This is a genomic window from Streptomyces decoyicus (genome assembly GCF_019880305.1).
GTDB classification, from domain to species: Bacteria; Actinomycetota; Actinomycetes; order Streptomycetales; family Streptomycetaceae; genus Streptomyces; species Streptomyces decoyicus.
Map to the genome: position 1 here is coordinate 2,943,444 of NZ_CP082301.1, position 17,619 is coordinate 2,961,062.

The 17,619-nt window shown below is 71.6% G+C and carries 12 protein-coding genes and 1 tRNA gene; 4 read left to right on the top strand and 9 right to left on the bottom strand.

Going from position 1 to position 17,619, the window contains the following annotated elements:
* The first annotated feature begins 46 nt into the window (after window positions 1-46).
* Window positions 47-1,627: an FHA domain-containing protein gene (locus tag K7C20_RS12945; RefSeq protein WP_246655298.1), complete on the top strand. Its 1,581-nt coding sequence runs from the start codon at window positions 47-49 to the stop codon at window positions 1,625-1,627.
* 135 nt (window positions 1,628-1,762) lie between these two features.
* Window positions 1,763-2,167 carry a globin gene (locus tag K7C20_RS12950; protein WP_030082224.1) on the top strand — a complete coding sequence of 135 codons (405 nt, stop codon included), beginning with the start codon at window positions 1,763-1,765 and terminating at the stop codon, window positions 2,165-2,167.
* 330 nt (window positions 2,168-2,497) lie between these two features.
* Here K7C20_RS12950 and K7C20_RS12955 read toward each other — a convergent pair whose 3' ends face one another.
* The 7 genes from K7C20_RS12955 to K7C20_RS38190 all read right to left on the bottom strand — a co-directional run bounded on the left by K7C20_RS12955 (window position 2,498) and on the right by K7C20_RS38190 (window position 13,303).
* Window positions 2,498-3,223: a hypothetical protein gene (locus K7C20_RS12955; RefSeq protein WP_053208815.1), complete on the bottom strand. Its 726-nt coding sequence runs from the start codon at window positions 3,221-3,223 to the stop codon at window positions 2,498-2,500.
* Window positions 3,220-3,654 carry an acyl-CoA thioesterase gene (locus tag K7C20_RS12960; RefSeq protein ID WP_030082229.1) on the bottom strand — a complete coding sequence of 145 codons (435 nt, stop codon included), beginning with the start codon at window positions 3,652-3,654 and terminating at the stop codon, window positions 3,220-3,222. The genes K7C20_RS12955 and K7C20_RS12960 overlap by 4 nt, the downstream gene beginning before the upstream one ends.
* Window positions 3,655-3,659: 5 nt before the next feature.
* The gene (ettA, locus tag K7C20_RS12965) at window positions 3,660-5,324 is read right to left on the bottom strand and encodes an energy-dependent translational throttle protein EttA (RefSeq protein WP_030082231.1); all 1,665 of its coding nucleotides are present in this window, start codon (window positions 5,322-5,324) and stop codon (window positions 3,660-3,662) included.
* A 540-nt stretch (window positions 5,325-5,864) separates the two neighbouring features.
* Window positions 5,865-7,274 (bottom strand): Cys-Gln thioester bond-forming surface protein, encoded by a 1,410-nt coding sequence (locus tag K7C20_RS12970; RefSeq protein ID WP_078952993.1) that lies wholly within the window; start codon window positions 7,272-7,274, stop codon window positions 5,865-5,867.
* A gap of 226 nt (window positions 7,275-7,500) precedes the next feature.
* Complete coding sequence (locus tag K7C20_RS39450; RefSeq protein ID WP_409351345.1) at window positions 7,501-8,340, bottom strand: single-stranded DNA-binding protein; 840 nt, start codon at window positions 8,338-8,340, stop codon at window positions 7,501-7,503.
* A gap of 250 nt (window positions 8,341-8,590) precedes the next feature.
* A complete protein-coding gene (locus K7C20_RS12980) occupies window positions 8,591-10,657 on the bottom strand; it encodes a YfjP family GTPase (RefSeq protein WP_222892588.1) in 2,067 nt (688 codons plus the stop codon).
* A gap of 501 nt (window positions 10,658-11,158) precedes the next feature.
* Window positions 11,159-13,303, bottom strand: a complete 2,145-nt coding sequence (locus K7C20_RS38190; RefSeq protein WP_246655299.1) for a GTPase domain-containing protein — start codon at window positions 13,301-13,303, stop codon at window positions 11,159-11,161.
* A 301-nt stretch (window positions 13,304-13,604) separates the two neighbouring features.
* On the opposite strand from K7C20_RS38190, the gene K7C20_RS12990 reads away from it, so the two are divergent.
* A tRNA-Arg gene (locus tag K7C20_RS12990) sits at window positions 13,605-13,677 on the top strand.
* Window positions 13,678-13,767: 90 nt separating this feature from the next.
* Here K7C20_RS12990 and K7C20_RS12995 read toward each other — a convergent pair.
* Window positions 13,768-14,373, bottom strand: coding sequence for a hypothetical protein (locus K7C20_RS12995; protein WP_030082241.1), 606 nt, complete (start codon window positions 14,371-14,373; stop codon window positions 13,768-13,770).
* Window positions 14,374-14,993: 620 nt separating this feature from the next.
* Here K7C20_RS12995 and K7C20_RS13000 point away from each other — a divergent pair.
* Window positions 14,994-16,388, top strand: a complete 1,395-nt coding sequence (locus K7C20_RS13000; RefSeq protein ID WP_030082243.1) for a hypothetical protein — start codon at window positions 14,994-14,996, stop codon at window positions 16,386-16,388.
* A gap of 440 nt (window positions 16,389-16,828) precedes the next feature.
* Here the strand turns inward: K7C20_RS13000 and K7C20_RS13005 are convergent, their stop codons facing one another.
* Complete coding sequence (locus tag K7C20_RS13005) at window positions 16,829-17,353, bottom strand: ATP-binding protein (RefSeq protein ID WP_246655300.1); 525 nt, start codon at window positions 17,351-17,353, stop codon at window positions 16,829-16,831.
* Window positions 17,354-17,619 lie beyond the last annotated feature (266 nt).

Here is a 17,619-nt window from a genome sequence, read left to right on the forward strand (position 1 = left end):
GAGCAGTACCACCGAAACGAATCGGTACGGAGGGGGAAGAACCGACATGCCGACCTGCCCGAGCGGCCACCAGTCGGTGGCCGAAGACTGGTGCGAGGTGTGCGGCCAGCGGATGGCGGGCGCTGTCCCCCCGCCGCCCTCCCTGCCTGCGGGATTCCTGAACGCACCGCCCAGCCAGCCGACCGGCCAGCCCGGCCCGCCGCCGGGACAGCCCGGCCCGCCGCCCGGTGAACCCGGCTTCGGCGGCCCCGGCCCCGGCGGCCCCGGCGCTCCTGACCAGGGCGGCTATGGCTTCCCGCCGCCCGCGCCCGGTCCCGGCGGCCCCGGCACACAGGGTGGCCCCGGACCGCAGGGCGGCCCCGGCCCCCAGGGCGGCCAGGGCGGCTATGGCTTCCCGCCGCCCGCCCCCGGCCCCGGTCCCGGCGGCCCCGGCATGCACGGTGGCCCCGGCCCCCAGGGCGGCCAGGGCGGTTACGGCTTCCCGCCGCCGGCCCCCGGCCCCGGCCCCGATCAGTCCGGGCGCCCCGAGGCGTGCCCGCAGTGCGGTACGCCGCGTGAGGCGATGGCCCCGTTCTGTGAGGGGTGCCGCTACAACTTCCTCACCAACTCCCCGACGTCCTACGCCCCGCCGCCCGGCCAGCAGCCCGGCCAGCAGGGTGGCCAGGGCGGTTACGGCTTCCCGCCGCCCGCTCCCGGCCCGCAGGGCGGCCAGGACGGTTACGGCTTCCCGCCCCCGCAGCAGCCCCACCCCCCGCAGCAACAGCAGGGCATGCCCCCCGGCGGCCCCGGCCCCGGCGGCTTCCCCGGCCAGCCCGGCCCGCCCCCCGGCATGCCCGGTCCCGGCCCGGCCGGTCAGCCCGGCCCGCCGCCGCAGCAGCAGGGCGGCGACGACTGGACGCTGAACCCGCCGAGCGCCCAGGCCGGCCCCCCGCCGATGGCACCCGCGCCGCCCGGACCGGGCCCGCAGGCCCCGTACGAGCAGCAGCAGCCCGCACCGTTCCCGCCGCAACAGCAGCCGGGACCGTACGAACAGCAGCAGGCCCCGTTCGAGCAGCAGCAGCCGTACGAGCAGCAGCCGCAAGCTCCGTACGAGCAGCAGCCCGGCCCGTACGAGCAGCAGCAGATGCCGCCGCAGCAGCAGCCCGGACCGGACCAGCAGTGGAACGGCGGCCCCGGCCAGGGTCCCGCGGCGCCGCCGCAGGGTCCGCCGCCGGTCGTCGGCACCGGCTGGGTGGTGGCGATCGCTCCGGACCGCGAGTACTTCATGGCGATGATGGGCCGCAGCGGCCCGGAGGCGGCGGGGCTCAACCTGCCCTCGTACTCCCCCGAGCAGGTGCTCCCGCTCGCCAACGGCCAGATCGCCGTCGGCCGCCGCCGGAACAGCACCGGCGAGGCCCCGGACATCGACCTGGGCAGCGCGCCGGAGGACCCGGGCGTCTCGCACCAGCACGCACTGCTGGTGCAGCAGCAGGACGGCAGCTGGGCGGTGGTGGACCAGAACTCCACCAACGGCACGACGATCAACCTCGCCGAGGACCCCATCCAGCCATATGTGCCGGTGCCGCTCCATGAGGGCGACCGGGTACATGTCGGTGCCTGGACGACGCTGACCGTCCGCCGCGGCTGACCCGCCGCCGGCGACGGGCAGAACGACCCCGGGGTGTGATCAACCGATCACGCCCCGGAGCCATTTCCGCCCCGTAGCCGGTCTCTTCGTCCTACGACCGAAGTCCTCGGCCGGGACGTCTGCCACCATGGACGGGTGAACAAGATTCCACGCGGCACGCTCGAGGAGCAGACCTTCTACGAACAGGTCGGTGGCGAGGAGACCTTCCGGCGCCTGGTGCACCGCTTCTACCAGGGAGTCGCCGAGGACCCGCTGCTGCGGCCGATGTACCCGGAGGAGGATCTGGGCCCGGCCGAGGAGCGGCTCGCGCTCTTCCTCATGCAGTACTGGGGCGGCCCCCGTACGTACAGCGACGGGCGCGGACACCCCCGGCTGCGGATGCGGCATGCGCCGTTCACCGTCGACCGCGCCGCCCATGACGCCTGGCTGCGCCACATGCGGGACGCGGTGGACTCCCTGGACCTGTCCGAGGCACACGCGACGCAGCTGTGGAACTACCTCACGTATGCGGCCGCCTCGATGATCAACGCCGCGGACTGAGAAACGCCTCACAGAGGAACGCCGCACACCGGACCGGCATCCATACGGAACCGGTCCGGCCCGGCCCGGTCGGGTCCGACCCGGCAGCTTTCCCGGTCACCGCGGCGGACCACGGCCCTCCTGCTCGGGTGAGCCGCCCGCCTCCTTGAAGGACCGCCTTCGTGAAGGGCCGTCTTGGCGAAGGCCTTCTTGAAGGGCCGCCTCCTCGAAGGGGTGACCCCGACGGCACGGCCACCGAGCCTCACAGCGGGCCCCGGCCGATGCCACGACCGCCGGCATGGCGCACCACGCACCACGCCCTACAGCAATCGCCCTACGGCAATCGCCCCGTCAGGCCGGTGTCACCGTGAGCCCCGACAGCCCGGTCAGCCCTGCCGGGCCGCCGGTCCGTACGGCGATCGACCCGTACGGGGTGCTCAGCCGCAGCCAGCCGCCCGCGGACAGCAGACTCAGCGGCTGGGGCCGCGGCGCAGCGGCTCCGGACGAGGCGCCGCCCTCCACGAGCGCACCGGCCCGCGCCGGCCGCAGAAAGCCCAGCGCCTGCGCGGCATGGGCGGCGCGCAGCGGAAGGTGGGTGTCGCCGAGGGTGCGCGACCAGATCTCCCGGCCGATACGGTCCCGTTCGCTGCGGGTGCGGTGCTGCGGCGGCAACTGCTCGTCCCGGGCGCGGAATTCGGCGACCGCGGCGGCCACCGCACGCACCAGCGCCTCGGGCGCGGGGAGTCCCGGCACCCGTTGCCAGCCGCCGCGCGGCGGCAGCAGTCCGGTCCACGGCGGGCCGGTGACCGCGTCGGGCACGGTCAGCACGTTCGCCGACTCCTCGATGCCGTCGAGGAGTTCACCGGCCGAGACGGTGGCGTCCAGGGTGCTGTCACCGGCGAGCCGGGCGGTGCGGATCGCCAGCACCTCGAAGGACGGCGGGCGGCCGAAGACGGCGAGCACCCCGCCGCCGGCCTGGAGGCGTACGGCGGCGGCCTTGTCGTAGTGGATCAGCCGGGCGAGGAAGGCGGCGAGATCCGCCGCCTCCCCCGCGTCGGCCAGGTGCAGCGCCGTCATACCGCGACGGCCCCCTCCTGGTGCGACGCGTCGTCCAGATACTCCTTGAGGATCGCCTTCTCCTCCGCGGTGATGCGGCGGGGGCGCTCCTCGGCGAAGTTGAACGGGACGACGACGGTCGAGGCCCGCAGGTAGAGGGTGTCCTCGTCCTTGACCTCGTAGCCGACCGTCATCGACGCCGCGCTGATCTTCGTCACCCACAACTCGACGGTCACCGGTTCGGGCCGGTGCACCAACGGCCGCACATAGTCGATCTCGTGCCGGGCGACGACCGAGCCGCCCGTGAACGACGGGCTGCCGTCCCCCGGCGCCAGCCGGCGCATGAAGTCGATCCGCGCCTCTTCGAGGTAGCGGACGAACACCGCGTTGTTGACATGGCCGAACGCGTCCATGTCCGACCAGCGCAGGGGGCAGGAGTAGAGGTGACGCACGCCGGTCAGCCCCGGGTCAGCTTCTTGTACGTGGCGCGGTGCGGGCGGGCCGCGTCCGCACCGAGGCGCTCGATCTTGTTCTTCTCGTACGACTCGAAGTTGCCCTCGAACCAGAACCACCTGGATTCGCCCTCGTACGCCAGGATGTGCGTGGCGACGCGGTCGAGGAACCAGCGGTCGTGGGAGACGACCACGGCGCAGCCCGGGAACTCCAGGAGCGCGTTCTCCAGCGAGGACAGGGTCTCGACGTCGAGGTCGTTGGTCGGCTCGTCGAGGAGCAGCAGGTTGCCGCCCTGCTTGAGGGTGAGCGCCAGGTTGAGGCGGTTGCGCTCACCACCGGAGAGCACACCGGCTGGCTTCTGCTGGTCCGGGCCCTTGAAGCCGAACGCGGAGACGTAGGCGCGCGAGGGCATCTCGACCTGGCCGACGTTGATGTAGTCCAGCTCGTCGGAGACCACGGCCCACAGGGTCTTCTTGGGGTCGATGTTCTCGCGGCTCTGGTCGACGTAGGAGATCTTGACGGTCTCGCCGACCTTGATGTCGCCGGAGTCCGGGGTCTCCAGACCCTGGAGCATCTTGAACAGCGTGGTCTTGCCGGCGCCGTTCGGACCGATGATGCCGACGATGCCGTTACGCGGCAGCGTGAAGCTCAGGTCCTCGATCAGGACCTTCTCGCCGAAGGCCTTGTTGAGCTTGTCGACCTCGACGACGACATTGCCCAGACGCGGGCCCGGCGGGATCTGGATCTCCTCGAAGTCCAGCTTCCGCATCTTGTCGGCCTCGGCGGCCATTTCCTCGTAACGGGCCAGTCGCGACTTGGACTTGGCCTGCCGCCCCTTGGCGTTGGAGCGCACCCACTCCAGCTCTTCCTTCAGACGCTTCGCACGCTTGGCGTCCTTCTGGCCCTCGACCTTGAGACGGGTCTGCTTGGTCTCGAGATACTTGGAGTAGTTGCCCTCGTAGCCGTGCAGGCGGCCGCGGTCGACCTCACAGATCCACTGGGCGACGTGGTCGAGGAAGTACCGGTCGTGGGTGACGGCGACGACGGTGCCGGGGTACTTCGCGAGGTGCTGCTCCAGCCACTGCACGGACTCGGCGTCCAGGTGGTTGGTGGGCTCGTCGAGGAGCAGCAGGTCGGGGGCCTCCAGCAGCAGCTTGCACAGCGCGACGCGACGGCGCTCACCACCGGAGAGCGTGGTGACCGGCCAGTCGCCGGGCGGGCAGCCCAGCGCGTCCATGGCCTGCTCCAGCTGGGTGTCCAGGTCCCACGCGTTGGCGTGGTCGAGGTCCTCCTGGAGCTTGCCCATCTCCTCCATCAGCGCGTCGGAGTAGTCGGTCGCCATGAGCTCGGCGACCTCGTTGAAGCGGTGGAGCTTGCCCATGATCTCGGCGGCGCCGTCCTGCACGTTCTGCAGCACGGTCTTGGACTCGTCCAGCGGCGGCTCCTGGAGGAGCATGCCGACGGTGTAGCCGGGGGAGATGAAAGCGTCACCGTTCGACGGCTGCTCGAGACCGGCCATGATCTTCAGCACCGTGGACTTACCGGCGCCGTTGGGACCCACGACACCGATCTTTGCGCCGGGCAGGAAGCTCAGCGTCACGTCATCGAGGATGACCTTGTCGCCGTGCGCCTTGCGCGCCTTGCGCATCGTGTAGATGTACTCAGCCAAGAGAAACCGTCCGGCAGATTGGATCGATCAGGGTCTGTGCGGCACCGCCCCAGGGCCATCGTGCGACGCGTCCGAGGGAGGGCAGATACACCCCATCTTGCCGTACGCCTGCGCTCTGGCGGAAACGAGTAGGTCAGAGCACCCCTGCTCAGCGCGACCTGGCGCGGCGCGGTGTCCGCTTGGTTGCCCTCTGTCAGCGTTGGTCGCTGTCGAGCGGCCTTTCACTTCTTGCTGCTTCTTGCTTCTTCTTGCCGCGCGTCCGCCCTGGTCCGCACTTCCCCGCGGGAAGGAACGGGGGCCGTACTTCCCCGCAGGAAAGAACCGGGGGGCCGCACTTCCTCCCCACCGGAAGGAACGGGTACCGGGACGGCGGACGCCAGCGGCCCCGGAGCGCCGCTGCGCTCCGGGGCCTTGGGTTGCTCGATCGGCGGCCGTCCGGTCACCGTGAGGTCACCGGACGGCCGCCGATTGTCACTGTGCGCCGAGTCTCACCGGCACCGGCCGTATCACCGGACGCCGGATCTCACCGGGCGCCGCGTGTCACTGAGCGGGGGTGCCGGTCTTCTTCTTACGGAGGAAGAACACCGAGGCGCCGCCGACCACGACGAGGACGACCGCGATGCCCGCGATCATCGGGGTGGCGTTGCTGGAACCGGTCTCGGCGAGGTCGCCGCCCTTGTCGCCGCCCGCGCTGCCGCCCGTGCTGCCACCGACCGAGGCCGGGCTGGGCTGGGTGGAGGGCTTGCCGCCGCCGCTGCCGGCGGTCTTGCAGTCCAGGACGCCGGAGAAGGACTTCTTGAAGCCGCCCTCACCCTTGATGGTGATGTTGTACGGCTGGTCCTCGGCCACCGGGACGGTCACGGTCTGCGACTTGCCCGGGGCGATCTCGAAGTCCTTGCCGGAGAGCTGGAAGCGGAAGGCCTCATCGCCCTTGTTGGTCGCCGTGACATCCACGCCGCCCTTGGCGCAGTTCTTCTCGGCGGTGATCGCCGGAATCGCGCCCTGCTTCTTCCAGGAGGCCGTGGCGGCCGCGGAGACCGTGGACTCGCTGGAGCCGGCCAGGATCTGGGTCTGGCTCTTGGCGTGCACACCGATGCCGGTGAAGGCACGGCCGACCGGGACCTTGGTAGCGGCCTGCGCGGTCAGCGAGGTGCTGCCGTCGGCGGCGCCCTTCGGCACGTCGAAGAACAGCTGGGTGCCGTCGGCGGCGCTGGTGAGCGCCTTGCCGTCCTTGCCGACGACCTTCACACCGGGCGCCGCACCGGCGCCGGGGGCGATCGTCACGCTGTCGGCGTTGGTGTGCACGGTGACCGGGCCGAGCTTGCCGCCGGACTTGCCGGAGACGGCCGGCGGGTCCAGCGTCAGGGACGCCGTGGGCTCGCCGACGTTCTGCGCGCTCTTCTCGAGGTAGTCGGCGAGCTTCTCGGCCGCCGGGTCGACCGCGTCCACCTTGGCGTGGTCGGAGAAGCGCCAGATCGCGACCTGGGTGCCGGCCGCGGCGGTCTTCTCGGTGAGGTTCCCGGCGCCGGCCTTGGAGGCGAGCGCGGCCAGGTCGTTCACCTGCGGGTACGAGTTCTGCAGAATCCAGCGGATCTTGCCCGCATCCCCGTTGTTGTGCAGCGACGAGGCGCTCCAGGGCACTTCCTGGTACTTCGCCTGCTGCTGCGTCGGGTTATGGATGTCGATGCAGTACGTCTGGAGCGTGCCGCCGTTGTCGACCGCCATCTCGAAGAGGCCGGCGCCTACGCGCTGGTCCCCTCCGTCGTTGTGCACGACCGCCTGGTCGAAGGTCTTCAGACCGCCGAGCGTGGCGGTGGCACCCCCGTGGGTGGGGGTCGTCTCGTCCGCCGCGGCAGTCCCCGCGGTGGCTATCGCACCCGCCGCGACGAGGCCCGAGGCCACGACCGCGGCGGCAAGGCGGGCTGCGCCCCGCCTCTTCATCGAAAGCATGAATTTCCCCTCTGGGCGAGGCGGTCGAGTGGGAGAGGATGCCTCGCCGGAAAGATCCCAAAGAACTCAACAGCCGAACACGTCAGCCCCCGTGAGTACTTGTCGGATCTTATGGAGCAGGTGCATCAGGGTCCCCAGTAATGGCATCCCATAAGCGATCCGAATCGCAATCGTTACCGACAACGGGCACCCTGACCTGGCATTATCGACAAATCCCCAGGACTATTCAGGGCACTGCGGCCTTCTGGGACGAATGGGTTGCCCATGAGGCTGCCGTGACGGGGGCTTCCCGAGCCTCCCGGGCCGTCGAAGTCCTGGCACGGGACCGTCTTTTGACCTGCGCCTTGCCGACGGTCCTGCCGAGGGCCGGCGCCGTGCCGCCCGGCAACCTCTCGCCCCCGGCCTCATGTTGTTCCCCGGCCTCATGTCGTTCCGAGGTCTCGTGTCGTTCCGAAGTCCCCTGTTGTTCCGAGGTCTCGTGTCGTTCCGAAGTCCCCTGTCGTTCCGAGGTCTCGTGTCGTTCCGAAGTCCCCTGTTGTTCCGAGGTCTCGTGTCGTGGCGAGGTCGCGTGTTGTTCCGAGGCCGCGTCTCGTGGCGAGATCGAGTGTTGTTCCGAGGCCGCGTCTCCTTGCGAGGTCGCGTGTGGCGATCGTGGTGAGGGCTGTGGTGACGGCGACGGTGCGGGGTCCGCCTCCGTACGCGCCGCCCGGGTGACTCTCCGGAACGCGGAGGTGCCGCGCGCGAGATCGTGACCGATCGCCACGGCGTCGACCTCCGCCGAGAACCAGCGCTGCCCGCCCCGCTCGGGTGGCTGCTCCCCTTCCCGTAGCCGTAAGCGTCCCTGGACGACGAGTGGTTCACCCACCGCCACCGACGCCGCGACATTGTCGGCGAGCGCGCGCCACGACCGGACCGTATAGAAGCTCGTCCCCCCATCGGTCCAACGCTCCTGTGCCTTGTCCCACCGGCGGGACGTCGCCGCCAGCCGGAACCTCGCCACCGTCACGCCCGCCGTCGTCTGCCGGTGCTCCACCGCCGTCGCGGCATTGCCCACCAGCGTCACCATCGTGTCGTTCACGGAACACGCCTCCCCCGCGTCATGCGCTCGCTCCCCTCGTCTGCCGCTCGCGCTGCGTGGATCTCATGCTGCACGGATCCGGCGGGCGTCGCGGCGGCCTGTGGACGGGTGGCCGGCTGTGGACAACTCGGCCACCCGGGAGAGGGAACCCGCCGTCACATGCCCGCCGCCACACCCCACCGTCGAGCACCCGCCGTCGAGCGCCTACCGTCAAGCACCCGACGCCAGGCACCCGCCGTCAGGCCCCCGACGCCACCGCGTACTGCTCCCGTACCTCGCGATAGCGCAACAGCTCGGCGGCGACCGGCTCCAGCACACGTGCCCGCCCGCACCCGGCCGCCGCACTCCGCAGCCGTCGCTCGGCGTCCTGCCCGTAGCGCCTGGCGGGGCCGCGTGCCACCACCCGGCACATCCACGCCAGCGTCGGCCCGCCCACCGAACCGACAAGCGCGGGCAGCAGCCCGGAGACCCAGGCCGTCCCCTCCCCCACACCCGTGACCGCTCCCAGCAGCCACAGCAGGCCGACGACTTGGAGGACGGTCAGCAGCCCCTGAAGCGAGGCGGCGACCGTCCACCACCGCGGTTTCACGGCCGGCCCACCGCGCAGCGACTCCTCCGCATCCGCCGCGACCCTGTCCAACGCCTCCGGCAGCCCGTAGGCGCCCCGGTCCGCCGCCTCCCGCACCGCCTGGGCCCACGGCGCCGGCAAGCCATGCGACGCCTCACCGGCCACTGTGCGTACGGCCTGTTCCACTACCGGCCGGGCCGCCGCCCGGCCGTCCACCGCCGGCTCACCCCCACCACCGGCCGCCGCCCCGGCCGACGGCAGATGCCCGGACATCCCCTGCCGACCCACCACGCTCCGCCGCACACCGTTCCGCCGAGGGACGGCCCGACCGCCACCGCTCTGCCCTGAACCGGCCCGCCCGGCACCGGTCACCCCGGCACCGGTCCTCCCCACTTCGCCGCGCCCCACTTCATGGCGCCCCACTTCATGGCGCCTTGCTTCTTTGCGCCTCACTTCGGTGCGTCCCGCGTCGTTGCGTCCCCCGCAGGTCTGGCCCACGGCCGCCCCTCCGCCGTCGCCCCGCCCTGCTCCCGTCCGCCCCGTACGGGCCCGCGGCGCACCGGCTCGCCCCTCATCGGTAGGGCCTGTGCCTGTCGGCCCACCGTCACCGGTGAACGCGCCCACGCCCGTCGCCCCCGCCCCGGAGTCGCCGGTCCCCCACCGGCTCCCCCGCCTTCCCCGCATCCGCGCCCACGGTGACCCGCACGCACGCTCCGCATACCGCAGCCAATCCCGTTCCGCCGCACGCCCGGTGGCCACCGCCCCGACCGCCTCCGCCAGCCGGTCGTCGAACTCCGCCCGAGCCCGTTCGGTCAGCCCCACCTGGCTCTGTGCCACATACACCGACCGCAACCGCTCGGCCGCCGCATCCACATCCGCCGCCAGCCGACGGTCCGCGGCACCCCGCTCCGCCACGAACTGACCGAGCGCTTCCCGTAGTTCCCCCACACCCCGGCCGGTCGCGGCGGACAGCGCGAGCACCGCCGCCCCGGGCTCGCCGTGCTCGCCGAGCGCGAGCCCGTCCTCGTCCAGCAGCCGGCGCAGATCGTCCACCACCTGGTCGGCGGCGTCCCCGGGCAGCCGGTCCACCTGGTTGAGGACGACGAACATGACCTCGGCGTAGCCCGCCAGCGGCCGCAGATACCGCTCGTGCAGCACCGCGTCCGCGTACTTCTCCGGATCCACCACCCAGATCACCGCGTCCACCAGCTCCAGCATCCGGTCCACCTGGGCACGGTGCTCGGTGGCCGAGGAGTCGTGGTCGGGCAGGTCGATCAGGATGAGTCCGTGCAGCTCGGAGCTGCCGTCCGCCGGAGTGTGCCGCCGGTGCGCGGGCACGCCCAGCCGGTGCAGCAGCCCCTCCGCGCCCGGCCGGCTGCCCGGCCAGACACAGGCCACCGGCTCCGCGGTCGTCGGCCGCCGCGGCCCGACCTGCGAACGGTTCGCCCCGGCCAGCGCGTTGAACAGCGAGGACTTACCACTGCCGGTCGCCCCTGCAATGGCGACGACGGTGTGCTCACCGGACAGCCGGTAGCGCTCGTCCGCCGTCTCCAGTACCCGCCCCGCCCCCTCCAGCGTCCGCCCGTCCAGCCGGGTCCGGGACAGTGCGATCAACTCCCGCAACGCATCCAGCCGCCCGCGCAGCCCACCTGCCGCGCCCCGCCGCCCCCCGTCCGCCACCCAGCGGTACCCGCCCCCGCTCCCGCCCTCCACGCCCGGCGAACGCGGCTGAACCATTCCCTCACCACGCGACGCGGCACGTGCCGCGCCATACGCCCGCATGCCTGTCGCGGCGTAGGCCCCACCCCGCGACACCACACCAGACCCACCAGACCCAGCAGCCCCATCAGCCCGACCAGACCCACCAGGCGTCTCCACCCGCTCCCCGTTCCCCGCCTGCCGCACCGCCGGCCTGGGCACGCCCACATCCCGTGCCCGCCGCGCAATCAACCCGTCATCCCACGCCCCACCCGCCACCGCCACCCGTCCAACCGACACCGCCCCCACGCCCGCCTCCCCCCTCCACGGGCTCGCCGCCCCCTTCGACCCGCACAGTCCCTACGGACCCCACCGGCGCCACGCCCTGCCCTGGCACGTCAGACTCCCCCGGCGCCGCGCACTCCACCGAGGTCACCCACTCCACCGACCCCTCGCCGATCTCCCCCTCCCCCGTCCCCTGCCCCTGCCCCTGCCCCTGCCCCACGCTCTCTCCGGAACCAGCCGCCGCCTCAGAAACACTCACCCCGACACCTCCTCCTTCTCCATCGCCATCTCCCTCTCCTCCTCGCTCCGCATCCGCTTCCGCTTCTCCGTCCCTGCCTGCCTCTCCGTCCCCGTCTGCCTCTCCGTCCCTGCCTGCTTCCCCGTGCCCGTCTGCCTCTCCGTCCCTGCCTGCTTCCCCGTGCCCGTCTGCCCCTCCGTGCCCCCCTGCCTCTCCCTCTGCAGTACGGACAGCGCGGCAATCAGCTCCGCCTGCTGGTCCAGTGGCACGGTCAGCTGGTCCAGGGGGGCCAGCCGCCGTTCGCGCTCACCGTCGAGGGCGCGCTCCAGGTACGTGGCGAGCAGCCGGGCGCCCCGGTCGCAGAGCCGCAGCGCGGTCTGGGCCCCCAGGAGGTCGGCGAGATTCTCACCCGCCGTACGGGCGCGGCGTCCGCCGAGCAGGGCCGTGGCCAACAGCGCCGCCGACTCCTCCGGCTCCACCGACCCCACCCGTTCACCGGCCTGCCCCGCACGCGCCTCACGGGTCTCCTCCTCGGCCAGCTCCTCCAGACAGCGCCGCCAGCGCCGGACGATCACGCCGAGCCGCCCGCCCGCACCCGCGGCACCCGCGGCGGCCGACAGCGAGACCTCGGCCGCCGCGGGATCGCGCCGCCAGGCCTCCGCGGCCCGCTCGTCGGCCTCCTGCACGGCGCAGGTCAGCAGCGAGGTGAGCCCATGGGTCAGCGCGTCGAGCAGCTCGTCCGACCGGCCGTCGAGCCCATGGTCACGCCAGTGGGCGCGGGCGTCGCCGGAGAGCACCTCACCGGCCGCGACCTCCTGCCGTACCCGCTCAGCGGCCCGCTCGTACGCCTCCTCCATCCGGCCCGCCAGCCGCAGCGCCGCGGCATGCTGGGCGGCCGCGGCCCCGGCCAGCGCGGGCAGCCGGCTGCGCAGCGACGCGATCACCCCGGCGGCCGTACGGGCCGCTGCGGCGGTGCGTGCGACGGGGTCCTGGGCATGCCGCTCCAGCCAGTCCCGCAACGCCGCCACGGCCGTGGCGGGCAGCAGACCGCTCCCGCCACCGGCCGACTCGGGCAGCTCGGGAATGGTGAACCGCGGGACGTGGCCGAGGCCGGCCCGCTGGAGAAGTTCCGCGTACCGCCCGGAAATGTCCGTGGCGATCTGATGCGGCACCCGGTCCAGCACGGTCACCAGCGTGACGTCGTACTCCTTGGCCGTACGCAGCAGATGCCAGGGCACCGCGTCCGCGTACCGGGCGGCCGTCGTGACCAGCACCCATACATCCGCGGCGCAGATCAGCTCCGCGGCCAGCTCCCGGTTCCGCGCGACCAGCGAATCGATGTCCGGGGCGTCCAGCAACGCCAGTCCGCTGGGCAGCGCCCGGTCCGTCTCGATCCGCACCGTGAGCATCCCGGGATCACCGCCGCCCCCCGCCGCGCCCACGCCCGCGCGCCCATTCAGACCGACGCCACCGGCGCCAACCCCCGCACCGTCATACGCCTCACCGTCACCCGCCCCATACCCCCCACCGACCGCACCGCCACCACCCGCCCGCTCTCCCCCCTCATAGCCATAGCCATACGCGCCGCCCAGCTCTCCACCCCCATGCGCCTCCTGCCCCGGCTCCGACCCATGCCCCCCATCGAACCCATGTGCCATACGGGGCCCATGACCCATCCGGCCGCCATGCCCGCCAGCTCCCCCACCCCCGCCATGCACTCCGTACTCGCTCCGGCCCAGCCCGTCACCCGCCGCGTACTCGCTCTCCCCGCCGTCGTCCTGCTCAGGGACCCAGACCCGGGCGAGCTGCGGCAGGACCCGTGGTCCGGCGAACCAATGGAGATCGTCGGGATGGCAGACCAGCACCGGTGTGCGCGTCGTCGGACGCAACACCCCCGCCTCCGAGACCCGCCGCCCCACCAGCGAATTCACCAAGGTGGACTTGCCCGCCCCGGTCGATCCGCCGATCACCGCGAGCAGCGGGGCCTGAGGGGAGCGCAGGCGGGGAATCACATAGTCATCGAGCTGGGCGAGCAGCTCGGCCCGGTTGCGCCGGGCCCGGGCCGCGCCCCGAAGTGGCAGTGGAAAGCGTGCGGCGTCGACGCGGTCGCGCAGAACGGACAGTGCGTCGATCAGCCGGGGTCGTACGTCCAAGGTCGCCACATGTGCAGAATGCCCAATTTCGTTGGGTTTTTGAAGCGTATAACCCCTTGTGCGCGCCGCAAGAACCCCCACAGAACGGGATGAGTGACGCATGAGACGTCCGCGACAAGCGAGGCGCAGGCATAACGAGTGCACAACACCCGCCGCACGGGACGCCAAAAGCGATGCAGGATTCGTACCTGCCTGCGATTATCGGGACCGCTTCACCGAACCTCCACAACGTGCCACGGAGGTGAAGCAACCGGGACGAGGCACCCGGACCTCTATCCTTGTCCGCGGTCCGTGATCCACGCCCACACCGGCCCCCGTAGCTCAGTGGATAGAGCAGGTGCCTTCTAAGCACTTGGCCGCAGGTTCGAGTCCTGCCGGGGGCGCCGACGGAGACCCTCCCACTGGGAGGGTCTTTTTGCTGGTCAGGGGAGGTGCTCCCGCACGCGCATAAGGTGCCGACCCGGGCGGTGGGCCTATGCGGCGCGTGGGTCGGCAGGGGGGAGCAGGGGTTCGTGGTGGTGCCAGATGAGGTAGCGGTCCTCGCGGCGTAGTTCTGCGGCGCCCCATTCCACGCGCATGACGCCTCGCTCCATGGAGCAGGCGTACGCGACCGTGATCAACCGGAACTCCGGCGGGAGGAGCGCGACGTCGGGATGCACTTCCGGGTCGTCGAGTTCTTCGAGGCCCAGGTCGAGCGTCTGCTGCATGGGTTCGGGGCCGTGGCGTCTGATCAGGTCCGCGCGGAAGCCGACGGCCCGGCGCAAGCGCGCCGAGGTCACCGGGAGGTCCTTCTTCGCGTACCGGATCGGGTAGATGACCTTGTTGTCGATGACCATCACCGTGCGGCCCTGTAACCGGATGGCCCTGGCGCCCTCGAAGGGGGCCAGGCCGGACGTCAGCGCCTCGTACTGCACCGCGTGCAGCCCGTGACCGTAGGCCTCCAGCGTCTGGGTGTTGACGCCTTCATGGCCGTGGCGCGCTCTGTCGTGGGCCTGGAGCAGACAGGCCGGAATGGCTTCGGCCAGCCGGCCCGCCAGACCGCCGAAGGTCTCACGCGCCCACGGAGTTACCGGTCCCACACCGCACCGCCCTCCCCTTGAGGCACCGAAGCGCCGAAGCGCCGAGCAGTATCCACTCAAACGGTGCGTCGATCGCACGAGTTGCACAAGAGGGCACGGGTGCACAGACCGCGCACGCGCTCCGGTTCCCGACTTCCACACGTCGGAAGTGCGATGGCCCGGCAGGGGGGTGTGCGGAGTTCCGTGACGGGCAGTGGAGGGCAGCGGACAGCGGACGGCAGAAGGCGGCTGAGTCCGGGCAGCGGACAGCAACGGACTCCGGACAGCGGACGGCAGCGGACTCCGGGCCGTGCGCAGTTCGGTGGCGGTTTGGCGGATGAGGGCGCAGGTAGCCGTGGGCGGGGCGGGGCCTCACGCCCGGCGCTCGGCTGCGGTGGTTGTGCGCCGTGTGGCGTGGTGGGCGCTGGAGGGGGTGGCAGGAGCGCGGGGGGCAGCCGGGCGCAAGTGGGGGACGGCTGGAGCCCCCTGGTGCGCCTTCGCTACTGCGCGCAACGCCCAGGCGGCTACTTGACTTTGGTCATCGCGATTCAGTCCCGCTTGTTGGGTATTGACTGTTCCATCCCGTTCTCTCTGGATATGCCAACGTGAATCGTTGGCGGCATGTGCTTGGAGGCGAACCCATGGCCGCCCGACCACTCGTCGCGCGTCAGACCAACCAGCGACTGCGGTCCCTCATCCAGGAAGCCTCGCTGTCCAACTCCGCTCTGGCTCGCCAGGTGAACGTCTTGGGGGAGGCGCAGGGCCTCGATCTGCGGTACGACAAGACGTCCGTGAGCCGGTGGCTGAGTGGTCAGCGGCCTCGCGGCCGGGTTCCCGCCATCATCGCCGAGGCGCTGAGCGGCAGGCTGGGTCGCACGGTCTCGACAGAAGAGATCGGAATGGCCAACGGCAACAGCGTGACCTGCGGGGTCGGGCTTCATTTCGCGGCGACGGTGGAGGACGCGCTGGAACAGGTCCGGGAACTATGGCACATGGATGCCGAGTCCCGGGGGCTCTTGTCCCGTTCCGCCATGACCGCCTCGGCGTTGGTCGAACCCAGCAGGGACTGGCTCATCAGCTCCCCCGACCCCCAGGTGGCGCGTAGCTGGCGGCTGGGGCCGCGGGTGGGGATGACCGATGTGGAGCTGGTCAGGGCGACCACCCAGGCGCTGGCCGAACTCGACCACCGCGTCGGCAGCGGGTACGTACGGCCGGTGGTGGTCTCGTGCCTCAGCAGCGTGCTGTCCGGGCTGATGGACGGGAGCTACGGCGAGACCACGGGGCGGCAACTGTTCGCCGCCGCGGCCCGGTTGACGGAGTTCGCCGGGTACACGGCCCTGGACACCGGGCAGCCGGGCCTGGCTCAGCGGTACTACATCCAGGCACTGCGGCTCGCGCAGGCCGCGGACGACCGTTGTTACGGCGGTTACGTACTGGCGGCCGGTCTGAGTCATCTCGCCGTCGGCGCCGGCTGCTCCAGGGAAGCCGTGCAGCTCGCACGGGCCGCCCAGGAAGGCACCCGGGGGCGGGCCCCGCTGGCCGCCCAGGCCATGTTCTACGCGACCGAGGCCCGCGGGTACGCCATGCTCGGGGACGCGCGGATGTGCAAAATACTGGCGGACAAGGCCATGGACGCCATGGCGCATGTCGTTCCGGGGGACAGCCCCGAATGGATCGCACATTTCGACCGGGCCTATCTGGCCGACGAGTTGGCCCACTGTTTCCGGGATCTGAAGCAACCGCGCCCGGCCGCCCGCCGGGCCGAGGAGGCGCTTGCCCGGCATCCGCGGACCCGGGTGCGCCGCCGCGCCATCGACCTGCTGCTGCTCGCCACCGTGTTAGCGCAGGCCGGTGACGTCGAGGAGGCATGCCGGGCGGCGGTGCAGGCGGTGGCGCTGCTGGGCCGGATGAAGTCGGCGCTCGGCGAGCGGTACCTACAGAACTTCCGGGATGAACTGCGGCCTTTCAGCGACGCGCAGCCGGTGCGCGAATTCGACGCTCTGGTCCTGGAGAGCGGGGTGCGGGTGCCCCGGTGACGTGTGGTGTCCGGTGGGGCGGGGCGTCGGACGGTTGTCGGACGGGTCGTCGGACGGGTCGTCGGGCAGGTCGTCGGGCGAGGCGTTGGACGGGTCGTCGGGCGGGCGGGATGCCTGTCGTACGGGTGCCGACGGCCGGACGGCTCGTTCCGTCCCGCGGGGAGGTGCGGGGCCGGGGCCTGTCCGACCGTCGGCGGTAGGGAGTCACCCCGATGGGGTGCGGTGCAGCGGCGGAGGTGTACCGGTCGCCGGTGGCGATCCGTCCGGCCGCTTGGGGTGGGGTGGGCTGGAGTGGGCTGGAGTGGGGTGGGGCGGGGTGGGCGCGGCTCCCGGTTCTCCGGAAGGCCGCGTCGCCGGCTGGGGGTCCGTGCCGTCCGGTGGGGCCAGTGCCCGGCTGGGGGTCCGTGGCGTCCGGTGGGGGCCGGTTCCCGGGGTGGGCGTTAGGGCGCCATGCTGGTCGGCACGCCGGCTGTCAGCGGTATCGCTGCCCATACGGTGCAGCTGTCGTCGGCCTCGATCCTGCGGCCCCATCGTGACGAGGACTCGGCGACCAGTTCGAGTCCGCGGCCGTGCTCCTGCGCCTGGCCCGGTCGGCGCATCAAAGGCACCGACGCGGTCCCCCCGCGGTCGTGCACCTCGACATGCAGCAGGCTCTCCGACTTCCATATCCGGCAGGTGACACGTCTGCCGGCGGAATACTTGATGGCATTGCTGAAGAGTTCCGACAGGACGAGCAACACCGGATAGCGGGTGTCGTCGTCATGGATGCCTTGTCCGTCGAGCCAGGCACGTACCAGGTTCCGGCAGACCGGCACCGCCCGTTTCAGGGCCGGCAGACGAAATACCACGCAGGGTGCGGAGCGCCAGCAGTCGGCGGGAATCAATGAATTTCTTTCCCGAGGCCAGCTCGCGATATGCCGGGCGGTCACCATGACTTCGGCCGAATGCTTTGTGGTGGGTAACATGACTACCCCTTTCGTACGTGCCTCATGGACTTCGATGTCGCTTCTGCCTCATGAAGCACGGCCAGCGCCATCGCTCGATCTGTCCTGGCAGCGGCCTTCGCAGTGCGCCGCGCCTCCGGTGCGTACCGGGCCGCTTTCCGACTCGCTTTCCCGTCATCATTCAACCAGTTCGCCGGTGCGCCCGGGAAGGCGCACAGTGCAGCGACGGGAGCAGACGGGGGATATCGCGACGCGAAATAATATCACCATAAAAAAACGGTTGCGCA